Raw genomic sequence first — 15,693 nt, 5'->3', positions numbered from 1 at the left:
GGTCTGCATACGGAACACCACACTCCTTCCCTCTGTCCTGCGGGGTGGGGCCCCCCTCTCTTCCCCACCCCGCGCCCAGTGGGCGCGGCCCCGGTCATCCCTTGCCAAATCACTTCGAGTGTGGTTTCACTCTGGTCTTATGAAAACATACATTTTTCTGCCCCCGGTCAGCAAACCCACTGGCGGAGTCACTGTCCTGCGCCAGATGGCGGACATCCTGCATCAGGCAGGGCGCGAGGCCCGTCTGGTGGAGCGCGAGGGCGGAAGCTGGCGGCCCGAAGGGCTGGCCGACGCGGCCCCGGTCCTGGCCTGGAATGACCTGCGTCTGGCCCCGGACGACCTCTGGCTGGTGCCCGAAGGGTGGCCCAACGCCCTGGCTCCCGGGCTGGAGGCCCGGAGCCGCTGTGTCGTCTATGTCCAGAACTGGGCCTACCTCTTCTCGGCCCTGCCGCCCGGCGTGGCCTGGAGCGGCCTGCCTGTTTCATTTCTGGCCGTGTCCGATCCCGTGGCCCATTTCATCAGACAGGCCACCCGTCAGGATGCCCCGGTCCTGCGGCCAGGCATCGACCGCGCCATCTTCCGGCGTCAGGACTCCCGGCCGACCGCTGCCAGGGACAAGGCCGTGACCGTGGCCTTCATGCCGCGCAAGAACAAGGGAGTGGCCGCTCAGATCAGGGCGGTGTTCGAACACCGCAACGGGCCGGGCGCGGTGCGCTGGCTGCCCATTGAAGGGCTGGATGCCTTTGGCGTGGCCAAGGCCCTGAACTCGGCGCACATCTTTTTGATGACCGGATTTCCCGAGGGGTGTCCCCTGCCGCCGCTGGAGGCCATGGCCTGCGGCTGTCTGCCCGTGGGCTTCACGGGACTTGGCGGGTGGGACTACATGCGCCAGGTCCAGGCCGACCCCCGCTTCATGCCCTGGTGGCCGCTTCGCGAGGTGGCTTGGTCCGGCAACGGCCTGTGGTGCGCCGACGGCGACGTGCTGGACGCGGCCCTGTGCCTCGAGCAGGCCGCGGACCTGATCCGAGAGGGCGGGCCGGAGCTTGACGCCGTGCTCGCGGCAGGGCAGGAAACGGCCAGCGCGTATTCCACGGAAAGGCAGAGGAAATCGGTCCTGGCCCTGTGGGACGCATGGTGAGCCCAGGCAGGGGCCAACAAGATCACGACATGGCAAAGAAGAAAGTCCGCCCGGAACCCGAATCCCTAAACCTGCCGCTGGTGGGCATGGAATCCCACGCCCATCTGGACCTCGGCGACTTCGACGGGGACCGGGAGGCGATTCTCGAACGCGCCCGCGCCGCCGGGGTGTCGCACCTGATCAACGTCTTTCTCGGCCCGGACGCCTATGAGCGCGGCCGGTCGCTCTTTGACGACCATCCCGAGGTCTCCTTTCTGCTCGGGGTGCATCCCAACGATGCGGACAGGCTCACTGACGTGGCCCTTGCCCGCATGCGCGACCACTTTGTCGCCGACCCGAGGCTTCGCGGCCTGGGAGAGATCGGCCTCGACTACTACTGGGAGCGCGTTCCCCACGACATCCAGCAGCGGGCCTTTGTCCGTCAGCTTGAGCTGGCCCGGGAGCTGGGGCTGCCCGTGGTCATCCATTCCCGCGACGCCGATGCCGACACCCTGGCCCTGCTCACGGAAAACGGATTCCGGGACTATCCGGTGCTCTGGCACTGCTTTGGCGCCGGGCTCGACCTGGCCCGCAGCGTGGTGGACAACGGCTGGCACGTCTCCATCCCCGGCACAGTCACCTACAGGAGGACCGACGACCTCCAGGCCGCCGTGGCCCGCATCCCCTTCGAGCGGCTCCTGCTGGAAACGGATTGTCCCTTCCTGGCGCCCGAGCCGTGGCGCGGCAAGCGCAACCACCCGGCGCTGCTGGCCTTCACCGCCAAGCGGGTGGCGGAGATCAAGGGCCGCAGCGTGGAAGACATCTGGCGGATCACCGGGGACAACGCCCGGCGCTTCTTCGGCCTGTAGCCGCCCGGCTACCGGAACGGGAAAACCCTGCCGGACACGAGTCGACAGGGTTCTGCTTCCGGCCTGGGCCGATCGGGCCTTTGGATCGGGGGCTAGCCCGGTTGCCAGATATAGGCCTTCCACTCCCTGGGAAGCCGTTTCGCATAGGAGGCCGCATGCTTCTCCATGAAGAGGCGTCTGCGGACCTTCATGGTCCCGGTAGTCATCCTGTCGAGCTCCTCGTCCATGTGGGCCACCGTGCTGATCAGGAGAATCTTCACCGCATAAAACCCGAGATACCCCTTGGTTCCTCCGTTTCGGAAGAGAACGTCCACTCCGGCGTCATGGCTCAGGTCATCAAGGATCGGGGGAAAGAAGTTGATGTATTGGCGATGGTCGAAGCCCTGGGGCGGCATGGGGAGAATGTTTCCCTTGTTGGCGTTGCTGTTGATGAAACCAAGCAGGTCGCCGTTGATTTTCGAGGAGAGCAGCAGGTGGCACTCCTCGATCTTGAGCCCGGCCAGCAGGGCCATTTCTATCATGGATTTCGGCGTGAACCATCGAATGTGGTCTTCATTGTAATGCCCGTCCAACCCGTAAGGAAAGTCTCCCTGCAGCAGAGAAAAGATCGTCTGCCAGTATTGGGCGTTGGGGCATACGAGCAGGAGTCGGCACTCAGGGGATGCGTATCTGCGGATGTATGAGAGGAACATCCATGGGTCGTAGATGTGTTCCAGGACATCGTGCATGATGATGTAGTTGAAATATCCGATGAACTTGTCATCAAGATGGTTGTCTTCCGGGCCAAGGCACATGTTCCAGTTGCCGTCCAGCATCCCTTCCATGCTATTGAACCGGGATTTGTGGGTTTCGATGCCGTACAGTTCCGTGCAGTTTTTCTGATGCTTCAGCCGCAGCAGGAGATTTCCGTCGCCGTACCCGATGTCCAGAATCCGGGATGACGACGCCGGAATCAGGTTGAAGACATCGCTGCGTTGCATCCCCTTGCGAATGCGTTCAAGAATAGCGGCATCATCCATGTTGGTCCTCCATTCACCTATCTTGCCAGGAGCGTGGCGGCTGCACGTTGAAAAGGATTTCGTGCCCGTTTCCTGCATGGCATTGATTCTTGCCTTGGGGCAAGACTGTTCTCGCGGAAGGTATCCCATACCTATTTGTCGTGACAATGTTTTTTTCGGCGACGAGTCTTTTGCCTGCAGCATCGCCTGGCGGCTTCAAGCTGGCGCTTGTCAAGGGATTGTGCTAGGTTCTGGGCGCCAATGGGGCGCGTGTGCCGACCGCTGGGGCGGGCGGCAGCGCTGGTCGGCACAGGGGAACCTCGGAGTCAAGGAGAGCATGTGATGTCGTTTCTGTACCGGAGCGTTGTCGGCGGGCTGGATCGGAGCCAGTGGAACGGGGAGGCCGTCGTCGTTTTCGACTCGGCTCCTGTGGACGAAGGCGTCCCCGGCAACAAGGTCTTCCGGCTACATACCCTTGCCCCGTCCGCGGAGCCAAGACCCCCGGCCATCACCCCGGCCGACCTGCGCGACGGCGTTATCTTCGTTCTCCCCGACAAGGAGGACGCCGTGAATCCTGAAGCAGTCCTGGACATTCAAAAGCGCTTCGTTCACGCCCATTACAAATACATTGCCTTTCCCAGCCGCTCTCACATCACGGTCGATCCTTTCAGCGTGCGAAAGAAGACCCATCCTGACCTATTTCGCACCCTGAACCTGCTTCGCAACATGCCTTGGGCGCTTTCCTCTCCCCTGGCGGACAAGCTTTCCGAGGCTCGGTTGGGGCTTCCCTTGCTTCTGTTGCTTCCCGGGCCGTCGGTCAATGACATCGCCCCGCAGCTGCCGGAACTCAGGAAACACTGTCTCATCGCCTGCATCGCCCGCACTTTGGACATTTGCCTTGAGGCAGGGATTCATCCTGATTTCGTCGTGCAGCTCGACACCTTCCAGGTGCAACGCCATTTCTACGACGCCATTCCCGCCTTGCCCGAGACCGTGCTGGTCGCCTTGTCGCTGACCCCGTTTCACGGCTACGCCCGCAAGTTCCGCGGAGTGATCATGATGGACAGCTTCAACCTGGAGCTGCTGCCCAATCCCTCCAGGCTGCGGGAGAGCTATGTGAGCAGCCTCACCGCCTGCCTGGGGCTGGCCGAGGCGTTGGGGTCGCCGCAGGCGTTCGTTGCCGGGGCCAACCTTTCGTTTCCCCCGGCACCCCATGCGCAGGGGGTCTGGGGCTGCGCGACGAGCCCAATCCGCCTCATCGAGGACAGCCGCACCTACCTCCTCAGCGATCGGTGCGGCGCACTGGTGGAAAGCCGGGACTGGTACATCGCAACGGCCACGGAGGCGGATATGTTTGCCGAGGCCATAGCAGGAACCGCAGGCACCCGTTTTTTCAGCACCACCGACGGTACGCTGCTCTCGCGGAAGTGGTTTCCCCATACGCCGCCGCGCCAGATATTCTCGCTCCCCACCATCGACCGGGCTGCCTTCCTTCGCGACATGGACAACGTCCTTGCCCGGCGCGAGGAGGTGGACATCGCCAAAACCCGGCTGTATCTGCTCAGTCAGTTGGAGGAGGTCCGGGCGGCCGAGCGGCAACTCGCCGAAGGCGGCCCTTTGTCCGGGGACGACCCCTTCGTCGGCATGGTCAAGACCCTGCGCGACGCTCCCCCCGGCCCGGAAACGGACATCAGGGGTGTGGCTGTCCGCCTGCACGTCGCGTGGAGAAAGGCTCTGAACAATGCCCGGCTGCTGGTCCAGGGAATCACTCTTGCCGAACGGGGCAAGGCTTTGCCCCTGCTCTGTTTTCCAAAAGAGATCGAGGCGGCAACGTCCACTCTGGGCCGTCTCATCCCAAAGGCGAAATGGGAAGTGTATCACATCGCCACCGGGGCAACCCCCATCCCGGCGGGCCGGCAGACCGTGGCCCATTCGGGCCTGCTCGCCTGGCTGGACAACCGCCAGGTGGTATTTGCCTCCGCCAGGGTGCTTGAAAGGTTCTCCCACATCCTCGAACTCTCGCCCAACGAAAACCTGTTCGACTCGCGACTGCTTTTCGATCAACCTTAACGGGGAAGCGACGCCATGCGAAGCAAACACTACTGCATCCTCCTCGCGGCCGGCTCCGGCAACCGCATGAATTACACCACCCCGAAGCAGTTTCTCAAGATCGCGGGACGGACTGTTCTTGAGCACACCCTTGACGTTATCGACGCACACCCGGACATTGACGAGATATTCATCGTCATCGGCAACGAATACCGGATTTCCGTGGAGGAGATCTTGCTGCGCAACAACTACGGCAAGGTCACCAAGCTCCTCAATGGCGGCTCCACCAGAAGGGAAAGCTCGGCCTCGGGCATCAGCGCCGTCGACGAGGACGACGCCCTGGTGCTGCTGCACGATGCGGTGCGGCCCTTCCTCAACCACACGATCATTTCCGAGTGCCTGAGCGCCCTGTCGCGTTATCCGGCGGTGGATGTGGCCATCGCGGCGGTGGATACCATCATCGAGGTCGATGCGGCCGACCGCATCACGCATATTCCTCGCCGAACCTCCCTGCGCCGGGGCCAGACGCCACAGGGCTTCCGCGCCGGGGTTCTGCGCGAGGCCCACCGGCTGGCCATGAGCGACCCGGATGTGGAGGTGACGGACGACTGCGGTCTGGTGCTGCGCTATGGCCTCGGCGAGGTCTTTGTGGTGCCCGGCGACGAACGCAACATCAAGATCACCTACCCCGAGGACCTCTATCTGGCGGACAAGATCTTTCAGATCAACACGGTGAGTGTCGACCATGCCCGGATCACGGAATCCGTGGCAGGGAAGACGGTGGTGGTTTTCGGGGCGAGTAGCGGCATCGGCGAGCATATCGTTCGTCTGGCCAGGGATCGGGGGGCCAACGTGGTCGGGTTCTCCAGGTCCGGCGGTGTGGATATCCGCTCATATCCGGCAGTGGAGCGGGCCCTGGAGGGTGTGCTGGACAAATTCGGGCGCATCGATGCTGTGGTCAACACCGCAGCCGTGCTGCGCTCCGGCCCGCTGGCCTCGCGCACGATCGACTCCATCGAGGAGGAGGTGGCCATCAATTATTTCGGGGCCATCAACGTGATCAAGGCGGCCCTTCCGCACCTCAGGCTGACGCGGGGGGCCATCGCGGTCTTTACCTCCAGCTCCTACACCAGGGGGCGTGCGCTCTATTCCATCTACTCTTCGACCAAGGCCGCGGTGGTGAACCTCGTCCAAGGGTTGGCCGAAGAGCTGTGGGCCGAAGGCGTCCGCATCAACGCCATCAACCCGGAACGCACCAACACCCCCATGCGCAGGAGAAACTTCGGCATCGAGCCCGAGCACAGCCTGCTCGCCCCCGAGCGAGTGGCAGAGGCGACACTGACCACCCTGCTGGCGGATTTTTCCGGCATGACCGTGGATGTGCGGCGGCCCCAGGGAGGGGGCGGCGGTGAGTGAGGTGAATGAGCGGGGAGCAATTGCCCGGACGACGAAAACGTCCCCCCGAGATCCGGACCGGCATGTTTTCATCGGCCAGAAGGACGGGCAGTTCCTGGGCAACGCGAAGCATCTTTTTCTGCATTTCGCGACACAGCGCCCCGAAGTGCCCGTCCACTTCCTGAGCCGCCGCAGGGATGTCTGCAAGATGCTCGGCGAGGCCGGGCTTCCCGCCCTTTTCTTTCCCTCGGACGAGGCTATCCAGACCCTTGCGGCCGCAGGCACCATTGTCGTGGATACCTTTGACTTCCGGCACGCCCCCTACGAACCGCTCGTGCGTGACGCCAGACTCATTCAACTGTGGCATGGCGTGGGCTTTAAGAAGATCGGGTTCATGGAGCGCGACTCCCGGGTGCCCGGCAACTATGAGGCTGCTGAACTGGAGCGCCTTTATTCGGGTTACGACACCGTGATCACGACCTCGCCCTTTTATGCCAACGAGGTCTTTGCCAAGGCGTTTCAGGCGAGGTGCGTGGCGCCCCTGGGCTACCCCCGCACGGATGTCCTCTTCCGCAGACCGGGCAAGCTCGATCTGCTCAATGCGGACTATGACGCCTTTGTGTCCCTGGTGCGCTTGAAGAAAGAGCGGCGGATCATCCTCTTCGCCCCGACCTTCAGGGACAAGGTGGGGGACGCCTTCGGTTCCGGCTCCCTGGATTACGCCGTGCTGGACCGATTCCTGGACAAGGCCGGGATGCACCTGGTGATCAAAGGGCATCACCTTACCGGCGGACGCCTGGTCTCGTCGTTGCCCAACATCACCGTCTTTGACAACAACGCCGACGTGTATCCGCTCATGCCTCTGGTGGATTTGATGGTCACGGACTATTCGTCGATTTTCATGGACTATCTGCTCCTTGACCGGCCCGTGCTCTTCTTCTGTCCAGACTATGACGAGTATATAAAGCGGAACAGGGAGTTGCAGTTTCCTTACGAGACCATGACCCCCGGACCCAAGTGCAGGACACAGGGCGAACTCCACGAGGCCCTGGCACAGGTCGCCCTTGGCCGTGACGACTATGCCAAGGATCGCCGCGCCCTTCGCGACAGGGCGTTTTTGCACACGGACGGCCGGGCCTCGGAGCGCATCGCCGCATACCTCTGCGACAGTTCGGACCCGGCCTGAGGCGTCGCAAACGACCGATCGCCGCGCAGCTTCACAAAGGGCACACCCTCGCATGTCGGGGGCGCTTTGGCCTTGATCTTTTTTGTGAGTCTCGCCGTTTTTGAACAGCTTCCTTGTTCTTTGGCGGGCAGCCGTCGGGCGACCGGCTCCGGGGTGCGGCCGGATCAGCCGCCGTGCGCCGTCCGCACCCCGGCCCGGCTAGAGCTTGGACTTGAGCACTATGTCCGTGATGGGGCCGCGTGAGCGGTCGCCCTTGAGGACCATATGGGCGTAGTTCTTGAATCCTTTGAGCTTTTTCACCGTCCAGTTGAGGCCGTTGTTGGACTCGTTGAGATAGGGGTTGTCCACCTGCCGGGTGTCGCCAAGGCAGATGCACTTGACTCCCTCGCCCATGCGGGTGAGCAGGGCGCGTGTCTCGCCTCGCGAGAGGTTTTGCATTTCGTCCACAATGACCACCGCGTTTTCGATGTTCATGCCCCGGATGAAGGCCACGGGCTGGATCTCGAATTTCTTGGGGTTGAGCCGAAACGAGTCCCCCTCCGGGTTGAGGAAGATGCGGTTGGCCGGGCGGATGTCGTGGAGTTTGACGAGAAGGTCTTGTATGTACTTGATATACGGAAGCATCTTTTCTTCGATGTCACCGGGCAGATACCCCATCTTGGCCCCGATCTCCACCACGGGTTTGACCAGATAGATCTTGCGGAAGGGATTGTCCTTGCGCTCAAGGGTCAGGTACAGGGCAGCGGCCAGGGAGAGGAAGGTCTTGCCGTATCCTGCCTCGGACTGGATGGAGACCAGGTCGATGCCTTCGGCCAGCATGAGCTCCAGAGCGAGATTCTGGTACACGCTGCGCGGCCTCACGCCCCATATCTCGTGGGTGTAGGCGATGGCCTTTGGCCCTTCCGGGCCGTGAAACACCGGAGTGCCGCTCTCCCAGCGGAAGCAGTTGGGCACCAGGTCCTCGTCGTCCTCGACAAACCCGGTGTAGCGCTGGGATTCGGAGCGGAAGGGGTCCGAATCCCGATACTCCTCGCTGGGGATGCCAAAGCATTTGGCCTTGAGCTGGAGGATGCGGTCGTTGGTGATCAGGGTGGCCTCGATAGGCCCCATGTGCAGGATTTCCTTGAGAATGCGGTCGTCCATCACGTCGTCGGTGAGGGTCAGGGCAAAGTCCGGCGGAAAGATGGTGACCAGTTCGTCGCGGAGAATGGCCTGGACGGCCTGGGAGACGATGTGCCCGATACGCGGGTCTTTTTTCAGCCCGTCCAGCTCGGTGAGGACGGTGTAGGGAATGTATATCTGGTTTTCCTGCCCGTTTCGCAGGGCAGTGATGCATTTGGGATTTTCAATGAGGACGTTGGTGTCGAGGACAAAGTGCTTTTGGGCCATAATCCCCCGTCCGGTGCTTTGGTGTTGGATCAACTGGCGTCGCGCCCCTCATGGACCAGTGGCCGCATCGGGCCTGGCGTCACCGAATCGTCTTCATCGTCACCTCCTCGGTCTTGTCGGCATTCATGATCTTACCGTGACCAGTTTTCATGAAAATGTCTAGATGCAAGATGCGCCATGCAACGGGCGGCTGCATGACGGGCGGGTGACATTTTGCGAAGCAGGCCTTGTGGACCGTGGGTCGTTTTGCCAAAAGGGTGCGGAACAGTCCTTGCGGCCGCCGAAGAATCAGGGGAAGCGCGTTTCTTGAGATTGTCGAAAGGGGTGTGCTTTCAGACAGCGGGGGTCACCCTGGCGCGGGGTGGGGCTTATTTCGTGGCGGTCAGCCGTCCTGAGCGGTCCGCTGCGGCCAGGGCGCGGGCGAAGATGCGCTCCTGCCCCTGGGATGCAGCCAGCTTCCTGGCCAGGGCCAATTCCTCCAGGCCGGATTCGACCCGGCAGCAGCGCAGATCGGCCAGGGCCAGCTCCAGGGCCAGCCGCCAGTCTTCCCGCTCGCGCAGGGTCAGCGAGGAAAGCAGGCCCACCCGCAGTTGGGAGTATCCGGGAAGGGGTCTGAGCATACTGTCGAGCAGGCGCATGGCCGAGGGGTCTTCGGCCCTGTGGGCCAGCACGGCCAACAGACACTCGGCGGCCGTGGCGGGCAGGTGTACGGCCGGGTCAAAGCCGAAGCCCGGGCGGATCACCGCACCCCGGCGGGCGGCATCCTTGGCCCAGAGAATGCGCAGGTCATCGGGCGATGACGGCGGGCCGAGGTTGTTGATGCCGACATTGCGGATGTGGCGATACCAGAAGGACTTGGCCGCGTCGAAGCGTTCCAGCCGCAGGGCGGCCATGGACCCGGTCAGGTTCACCTCCGCCGAGTCTTCCCACAGTCCGGCAACCAGCAGGCCGTCCACCACTGACGAGAGGCGGTCAGTCATCCCGGCTTTGGCCTGGACCCGCAGGGCCGTGCAGACCAGCTCGGGCGATGCGGCCAAATCAAGGGCCCCGGTATCCCCTGACAGTCGCGTCAGCATGTCCTTGGCCGATCCGCCGAGCATTCCCGATTCCCACATGGCGGCCATGGACAGGGCCATCCAGGCGTCCGCCTCGCTTCCCCTGGCCCGTCGCTCCGTGGCCTCGCCGCCGAATTCCAGCAGCGTCATGGCCCGGTGGCGGGGCGTGTGCTCGGCCAGCACCCGCTGGCAGGCCGCACGGCCCATGGCCTGGGTCAGCCTGGGGTTCTTCAGGTACAGGTCGAGCTTCTCCCCAAGCTCCATTCCGTCGGCATAGGTGTCGAACTCGCACCCCGGCTCGAACAGCGACGCCTGCTCCTCCCCCAGGTCCTGCCCCAGAACCAGACATCCGCAGGACGCGGCTTCGAACAGGCGGAAATTGACCTCGTCCAGGATCGATTCATTGGGTACGATCCGTGCGTCACGGTAGAGGTCCATCATGGCGGAAAAGGAAAGCCCGTCGGTCACGGTCAGAACATGTCCGGCGCAACACTGCTCGATGAGCCGTACCATCCACGTTCTGCCCGGGCGCTCCGCAGTCAGGCGGCCCACAAAGGCCACGTCACGTGTGCGTTTATGGTGCTCGGGACAGGGCGAGCGCTGCCCGAAGATTGGTAGCCAGCGCACATCGGTCGCGCCCCGTCCGGCAATGGTCGGGATGGACGCCCGCTGGGTGGAGCAGGTCAGGTCGAAGAGCCGGGCGTAGAAGGCGTGCCAATGGCCGTTGAGGTGCGGGTCCATGCACCAGAACACCGTTGGGCAGGGAAGGGCGTCCAGTCCCTTGATCAGGCATCGCAGACCCAGGAATTCGGTCTGCACAACGAGGTCGGGGGCAAATCCGCGTTCGTCACGCGCCCGGTCCAGGGCCTCGCCCAGGTCCAGCGTCCCGCCGCGTACTCCGGTAAGGCGCAGCACGTCGCATCCCAGCTCCACGAAGGCGTTGATCAGCGACTGGGGGCAGTCGATCAGGCACACGTTCTTGATTTCGCCCATGGGCCGGTATAACCCGATTTCCCCCTGGTTGTCATGGGATAACCCCTCTGCCACGCTCCTTTTTTTCAGTCTGCGGTCTCTTGGGAACGCTCGGGACGCTCAGGTCAACATGTTGATATAAATAGAGTTTGTCGTGAATGGAAAAGGGCGGTCCAGACCTAAGCCAAACCTGACTCCCTGCCGATAAGAGGGGCAACCAGGCCGGGAACAGCGGACGCATGGCCGGGAAAAAGCCGGAAGCTGCCGCCTGAACCGGAAGGAGCCGTCCGCACGGACGCGGACCAGGGCGCGAAACGGACGGGGGGAGACTGGGGGATGGGCCGTCAGGCCCGTCCCCCCATACCTTCAAAGACCCAGGGAGGGGTTGATGAAGAGGCAGGAATCAGGCGGCTGCGCTGTTGAAATCGAAACCGAGCGTGTCCTCAGGGAGTTCGACGCAGCCAGGGGGGAGCGCCCGGAGCGCTGTCGCCTCAGCCACAGCGAGGAGGCGCAGCGGGCCGAAAAGATCGCCCGGCTCAAGTCCCTGGTGCGCTCCGGCGACTATCGCCCGGACATTAAGGACATCGCCAGGCTGCTCACCTCTGCCATGGACCCCACCCCGTAACAGGCTGTTGAAAAATGGCGATCTGCGTCGTTGCTTCAAAAAGTTCAAACCCTCGCGTACGTGGAGTACATCTCTGCTCTCATGATCCGTAAGGCTCGAAGACTCGCCAACGGCTCAAGGGCTTCGGCCTTGAACTTTTTTCGAGCCTCGCATCTCACCATTTGAACAGTCTGCGTGTTTCGACTTATATATCGAACCGTAGGCCGCTTTATGCGAGCGGTTCGCAGGCGCAGGCATCGCGCCCCGGGCCTGACCTGCCCGTGAATTCGATCCCGATATTCTCGAAATGATGGGTGTGTCGCCCCCGGCTGGCCGCCGGGGTGGGTTGGCCGTGTCGGCTTTTTCGGTCGCGTCAGCCCTTTCGGCCGGTCCGGGCAGTGGCCCCGCCCGGGTCCAGGACGACCTCAAGGGCCATCTCCGTGGCTGCAGCGTCGAGAAAGGAGCGCATCTCCCGGCGCATGTGGGGGCTGTAGCGCAGTTGCAGGATGCCGGTGAAGCGGTTGGTCACGGTGAACACGCCGAGGTTGTCGTGGGCTTCGAGCAGAAAGCGGAACAGCCCGATCTTCGATGGCTCCACCCGCACATAGGTCCGCGCCGAGTGCAGCGGCGGCGGCGGACAGGCCCGTTTGCGGGGCTTTCGTCTTGAGGTGTTCTTCATGGTCTGGTCCTAGCCCGTGTCCGCCGGGATGGCAACAGGCGGAGGTGTTCGGATCTTCGAATCATCCACGAATAAGGCCCCGATTCGGGGCCTTGGGTGTTGAATGGGAATCGCCGGGCTCTCGCCTATTTCAGCCCCAGCTCCTTCTTGATGTGCTGGAAGTCGAGGTGGTCGGCCACCAGCTCGGCGCCCTGCTTGATCTTGATGGCGTCGCGCAGCTTGTGGCGGGAGAGGATGTCGTCCATTTTCTTGGCCACGGTGAAGGTGTCCTCGCGGACCATGATGATGGGGGTTTCCAGCACCTCGGATCGGGTCAGGATGATGTCGTTGGGGTAGAGGTTGCCGGTGAGCACCAGACAGGGGCAGTCGCCTTCCAGGGCCACCAGCTGGACATCCGAGCGGTCGCCGCCCACGATGATGGCGGAGTTCTTCTTCTTGCGGAAGTGGGTCATGAAGTTCTCCACCTGCATGGTGCCGATGAGGAAGGTCTCGACCACGCGCTCGGCCTTGTTGTGGGCCGAGATGATCTTGCCGCCCAGCCGGTCGGCCAGGTCGCCCACCTTGATGGCCCCCATGAGCGGGTCGTGGGGGATGACCCCGAGAATCTTGATGCCCTTGGCCTCCAGGGCCGGGCCGAGCAACTGGTCCACCTCGTCCACGAAGTGGGGCGGGATGTCGTTGAGGATCACCCCCGCCAGATGGTCGCCCAGCTGCTCCTTCATGACCATGAGATAGTCGTATTTCAGCTCCTTCTGGAAGCGGTCGATGATGACCGCCTTGATGCCCAGCTGCTTGATGACCGAGATGGCGTCCGTGTTGCAGTACCTGCCGGAATACATGGAGCCCGATCCGGCCACCAGGGTGACATCCCTGGACGCGGACAGGGTCTTGTAGCCCTCTTCGATCTTGTCGAGGAGCCCCTCCATATTGCCGGAGAACGCCTTGACCTTGAAATCCTGGGTGACCACCACGGGGGAGACCAGTTCCGGGTCCTCGCTGATGCCGAGCACATCCTGGACAAAGGCGGCGTCCTCGTCGCCGAGCTTGCCGTCGATTTCCATGGGCATGGCGCCGACAGGCTTCATGTAGCCCACGTTGAAGCCGTCTTTCTGGAGCTTGAGTCCCAGGCCCATGATGATCATGTTCTTGCCCGAATACCCGGTGGTCGAACCGATGTAGAGACCTGCCATGCCGAATTTCCTCCCTGGTTGTGAAGCGAGTGCAGGGCCTCGGCCCGCGACTCGTCTTGATGACATTGCGAAATAATCAGCCGATGGTCAAGCGCAGGTCCGAAACGAGGGCACCTTCGGCGTTGACCAGCACCGGACTGAGCACGGCCTCCTGAATGGAGGGAAAGTCGCAGGCCAGTTGCGACATGGACAAGAGAATGTCCTCAATGGCCGCCAGATTGACCGGCTCCTCCCCGCGAACCCCGCGCAGGAGCGGGAACGAGCGGATTTCGCGGACAATGTCCTGGGCATCCTGAAGAGTGAGCGGGGCCAGCCTGTGGCTGACATCGCCGAGCATTTCCGAGAGAGGCCCGGCCAGACAGAAGGAGAGCAGCGGGCCGAACTGCGGGTCCTGGGTGAAGCGAACCTCCACCTCGCGCCCCCTGATGGGACCCATGGTCTGGACCATGCAGCCCGCGATATAGGCGTCGGGCCGTTTGCGTTGGCAGCGGCTGGTGATGTCCAGCCAGGCGTCGCGCACGTCGCGGGGGGTGTGCAGGTCGATGGCCACGCCGCCCACGTCGGCCCGGCTCTGGATATGGGGCGAGACGATCTTGAGCGCCACGGGATAGCCGAGTTTCTTGGCAGCGCGCACGGCCTGCTCGCTGGTGCGTACCAGCCGTGTTTCCGGCACGGGCAGCTCGTAGGCGGCGGCCACGGTCATGGCGTCGGCAAAGGGCAGTTCCTTGAGGCCGAGCTTGCGGGCCTTGTCGATGACATACTCGGCCTTGCCTTTGTCGCGGCGGAAGCACACCTCCACCGGATGGGGCCGGTTGAGCCAGCGGTGGTGGGCGAGCATGGCCGCGATGGCGCGGATGGCGGGCTCGGGATAGGCGTAGCAGGGCACTCCTGCGGCCAGCAGCATGTCCCGTCCCGGGCCGACGCGCTCATGGCCCATGAAGCAGGCGAACATGGGCTTGTGGCAGGCGGCGGCCGTGTCGATGATCGCCTGGGCCGTGGCCTCTATCTCGGCCGAGGCCGTGGGCGTGAGCAGCGTCAGGACGGCGTGGGTGGTTTCGTCGTCGGCAACCGCTTCCAGGGTGGCCCGGTAGCGATCGGCCCTGGCGTCGCCGATGATGTCGATGGGGTTGTATATGGAGGCAAAGGGGGGCAGCGCCTCGGTCAGGGCCTGAAGACATTGCGGACCGGGACGGGCCAGGGCGAGCCCGGCCCCTTCGCAGGCGTCGGCGGCCAGGATGCCCGGGCCACCGGAGTTGGTGATCACGGTCAGGTTGGGGCCTTGCGGCAGCGGCTGCTCGGCAAAGGCACGGGCCAGGTCAAAGAGCGCTTCCAGGTCGTTCACCTGGATGATGCCCGCCTGGCGGAAGGCGGCGGCGGACGCTTCGACGGAGCCGGCCATGGAGCCCGTGTGGCTCGATGTGGCCCGCGCACCCGAGGGGGTGGTGCCCGCCTTGATCATGATCACCGGCTTGGAGCTGGTCACTGCCCGTGCCTTGCGCAGGAATTTTTCCCCATCGTCCACGCTTTCGAGGTAGCCGATAATCACCTTGGTGTCAGGGTCGTCGCCCAGGGCTTCGAGCACGTCCGCTTCGGAAAGGGCGGCCTTGTTGCCCAGGCTGACGAACTTGGAGAAGCCGAACTGCTCGCCGTCCGCCCAGTCCAGAATGGCCGAACACAGTGCCCCGGATTGGGAGAAGAAGCCGATGGAGCCTTTGGCGGGCATGGCCTGGGCGATGGTGGCGTTGAGGCCGCAGGCGGTGTTGATGAGCCCGAGCGAATTGGGCCCGAGCAGGGTCATGTTGCGGCGCCGTGCCAGCTCGGCCATTTCCATCTCAAGGTCAAAGCCGTCCCGGCCGGTTTCGCGGAACCCGGCGGTGATGACACATACGGAGCGGACATGGGCTTCGGCCAGTTCGGCCAGGGTGTCCAGCACCTGTTGGCGCGGCAGGACCACCACGGCCAAGTCCGGGGGGTGTGGCAACTGATCGATGGCGGGGCTTACGGCAATTCCGAGGATTTCGCCCCCGGCGGGATTGACGGGAAACAATTTCCCCCTGTACCCTGCGCCCACCAGATTGGCGAGCACCAGATGGCCGAGTTTGCCCGGGTTGTCCGAGGCGCCGATGACGGCGACGGAGTCGGGATTGAACAGGGTGGCGAGGCTGGCGTCTGATTGCATATACCACGGAG

General features: G+C 63.3%; 12 protein-coding genes. 6 read left to right on the top strand and 6 right to left on the bottom strand.

Going from position 1 to position 15,693, the window contains the following annotated elements:
• Positions 1 to 139: 139 nt before the first annotated feature.
• Positions 140 to 1,138 carry a glycosyltransferase family protein gene (locus GKC30_RS03555; RefSeq protein ID WP_155932297.1) on the top strand — a complete coding sequence of 333 codons (999 nt, stop codon included), beginning with the start codon at positions 140 to 142 and terminating at the stop codon, positions 1,136 to 1,138.
• Between the two features lie 29 nt (positions 1,139 to 1,167).
• A complete protein-coding gene (locus GKC30_RS03550) occupies positions 1,168 to 1,986 on the top strand; it encodes a TatD family hydrolase (RefSeq protein ID WP_155932296.1) in 819 nt (272 codons plus the stop codon).
• Between the two features lie 92 nt (positions 1,987 to 2,078).
• Here GKC30_RS03550 and GKC30_RS03545 read toward each other — a convergent pair whose 3' ends face one another.
• Complete coding sequence (locus GKC30_RS03545) at positions 2,079 to 3,005, bottom strand: class I SAM-dependent methyltransferase (RefSeq protein ID WP_196772795.1); 927 nt, start codon at positions 3,003 to 3,005, stop codon at positions 2,079 to 2,081.
• 321 nt (positions 3,006 to 3,326) lie between these two features.
• Here GKC30_RS03545 and GKC30_RS03540 point away from each other — a divergent pair, with 321 nt between their 5' ends.
• From GKC30_RS03540 to GKC30_RS03530, 3 genes are read left to right on the top strand one after another with little or no spacing between them, the layout of a single operon-like run.
• Positions 3,327 to 5,054, top strand: coding sequence for a 6-hydroxymethylpterin diphosphokinase MptE-like protein (locus GKC30_RS03540; protein ID WP_196772794.1), 1,728 nt, complete (start codon positions 3,327 to 3,329; stop codon positions 5,052 to 5,054).
• 15 nt (positions 5,055 to 5,069) lie between these two features.
• A complete protein-coding gene (gene ispD / locus GKC30_RS03535) occupies positions 5,070 to 6,449 on the top strand; it encodes a 2-C-methyl-D-erythritol 4-phosphate cytidylyltransferase (RefSeq protein ID WP_155932293.1) in 1,380 nt (459 codons plus the stop codon).
• Positions 6,442 to 7,614: a CDP-glycerol glycerophosphotransferase family protein gene (locus GKC30_RS03530; protein WP_196772793.1), complete on the top strand. Its 1,173-nt coding sequence runs from the start codon at positions 6,442 to 6,444 to the stop codon at positions 7,612 to 7,614. Before ispD ends, GKC30_RS03530 begins: the two co-directional genes overlap by 8 nt.
• A gap of 198 nt (positions 7,615 to 7,812) precedes the next feature.
• Here the strand turns inward: GKC30_RS03530 and GKC30_RS03525 are convergent, their stop codons facing one another.
• Both GKC30_RS03525 and GKC30_RS03520 read right to left on the bottom strand, forming a co-directional pair.
• Positions 7,813 to 9,003, bottom strand: a complete 1,191-nt coding sequence (locus tag GKC30_RS03525) for a PhoH family protein (protein ID WP_155932291.1) — start codon at positions 9,001 to 9,003, stop codon at positions 7,813 to 7,815.
• 368 nt (positions 9,004 to 9,371) lie between these two features.
• On the bottom strand, positions 9,372 to 11,051 hold the full coding sequence (locus tag GKC30_RS03520; RefSeq protein WP_155932290.1) for a glycosyltransferase family protein: 1,680 nt from the start codon (positions 11,049 to 11,051) through the stop codon (positions 9,372 to 9,374).
• A 367-nt stretch (positions 11,052 to 11,418) separates the two neighbouring features.
• Between GKC30_RS03520 and GKC30_RS03515 the strand changes: the two genes are divergently transcribed.
• Entirely contained in the window at positions 11,419 to 11,655 is a 237-nt protein-coding gene (locus GKC30_RS03515) for a flagellar biosynthesis anti-sigma factor FlgM (protein ID WP_155932289.1), read from the top strand.
• Positions 11,656 to 12,007: 352 nt separating this feature from the next.
• Here the strand turns inward: GKC30_RS03515 and GKC30_RS03510 are convergent, their stop codons facing one another.
• From GKC30_RS03510 to GKC30_RS03500, 3 genes are all read right to left on the bottom strand, one after another.
• Positions 12,008 to 12,313 (bottom strand): DUF4911 domain-containing protein, encoded by a 306-nt coding sequence (locus GKC30_RS03510; protein WP_155932288.1) that lies wholly within the window; start codon positions 12,311 to 12,313, stop codon positions 12,008 to 12,010.
• 125 nt (positions 12,314 to 12,438) lie between these two features.
• Complete coding sequence (locus GKC30_RS03505; protein ID WP_155932287.1) at positions 12,439 to 13,503, bottom strand: phosphotransacetylase family protein; 1,065 nt, start codon at positions 13,501 to 13,503, stop codon at positions 12,439 to 12,441.
• 76 nt (positions 13,504 to 13,579) lie between these two features.
• Positions 13,580 to 15,682, bottom strand: a complete 2,103-nt coding sequence (locus tag GKC30_RS03500) for an acetate--CoA ligase family protein (RefSeq protein ID WP_155932286.1) — start codon at positions 15,680 to 15,682, stop codon at positions 13,580 to 13,582.
• Between the last annotated feature and the right edge of the window lie 11 nt (positions 15,683 to 15,693).

It is taken from the genome of Pseudodesulfovibrio alkaliphilus (assembly GCF_009729555.1).
Classification (GTDB): Bacteria; Desulfobacterota; Desulfovibrionia; order Desulfovibrionales; family Desulfovibrionaceae; genus Pseudodesulfovibrio; species Pseudodesulfovibrio alkaliphilus.
Note: the sequence above shows the minus strand (reverse complement) of the source record. Positions and strands in the feature narration are given on the sequence as shown.

Coding starts and splice junctions, on each gene's coding strand:
- GKC30_RS03555 (WP_155932297.1), top strand. CDS start 140: ATGAAAACATACATTTTTCTGCCCCCGGTCAGCAAACCCACTGGCGGA.
- GKC30_RS03515 (WP_155932289.1), top strand. CDS start 11,419: ATGAAGAGGCAGGAATCAGGCGGCTGCGCTGTTGAAATCGAAACCGAG.
- GKC30_RS03525 (WP_155932291.1), bottom strand. CDS start 9,003: ATGGCCCAAAAGCACTTTGTCCTCGACACCAACGTCCTCATTGAAAAT.
- GKC30_RS03510 (WP_155932288.1), bottom strand. CDS start 12,313: ATGAAGAACACCTCAAGACGAAAGCCCCGCAAACGGGCCTGTCCGCCG.
- GKC30_RS03520 (WP_155932290.1), bottom strand. CDS start 11,051: ATGGGCGAAATCAAGAACGTGTGCCTGATCGACTGCCCCCAGTCGCTG.
- ispD (WP_155932293.1), top strand. CDS start 5,070: ATGCGAAGCAAACACTACTGCATCCTCCTCGCGGCCGGCTCCGGCAAC.
- GKC30_RS03540 (WP_196772794.1), top strand. CDS start 3,327: ATGTCGTTTCTGTACCGGAGCGTTGTCGGCGGGCTGGATCGGAGCCAG.
- GKC30_RS03545 (WP_196772795.1), bottom strand. CDS start 3,005: ATGGATGATGCCGCTATTCTTGAACGCATTCGCAAGGGGATGCAACGC.
- GKC30_RS03550 (WP_155932296.1), top strand. CDS start 1,168: ATGGCAAAGAAGAAAGTCCGCCCGGAACCCGAATCCCTAAACCTGCCG.
- GKC30_RS03505 (WP_155932287.1), bottom strand. CDS start 13,503: ATGGCAGGTCTCTACATCGGTTCGACCACCGGGTATTCGGGCAAGAAC.
- GKC30_RS03500 (WP_155932286.1), bottom strand. CDS start 15,682: ATGCAATCAGACGCCAGCCTCGCCACCCTGTTCAATCCCGACTCCGTC.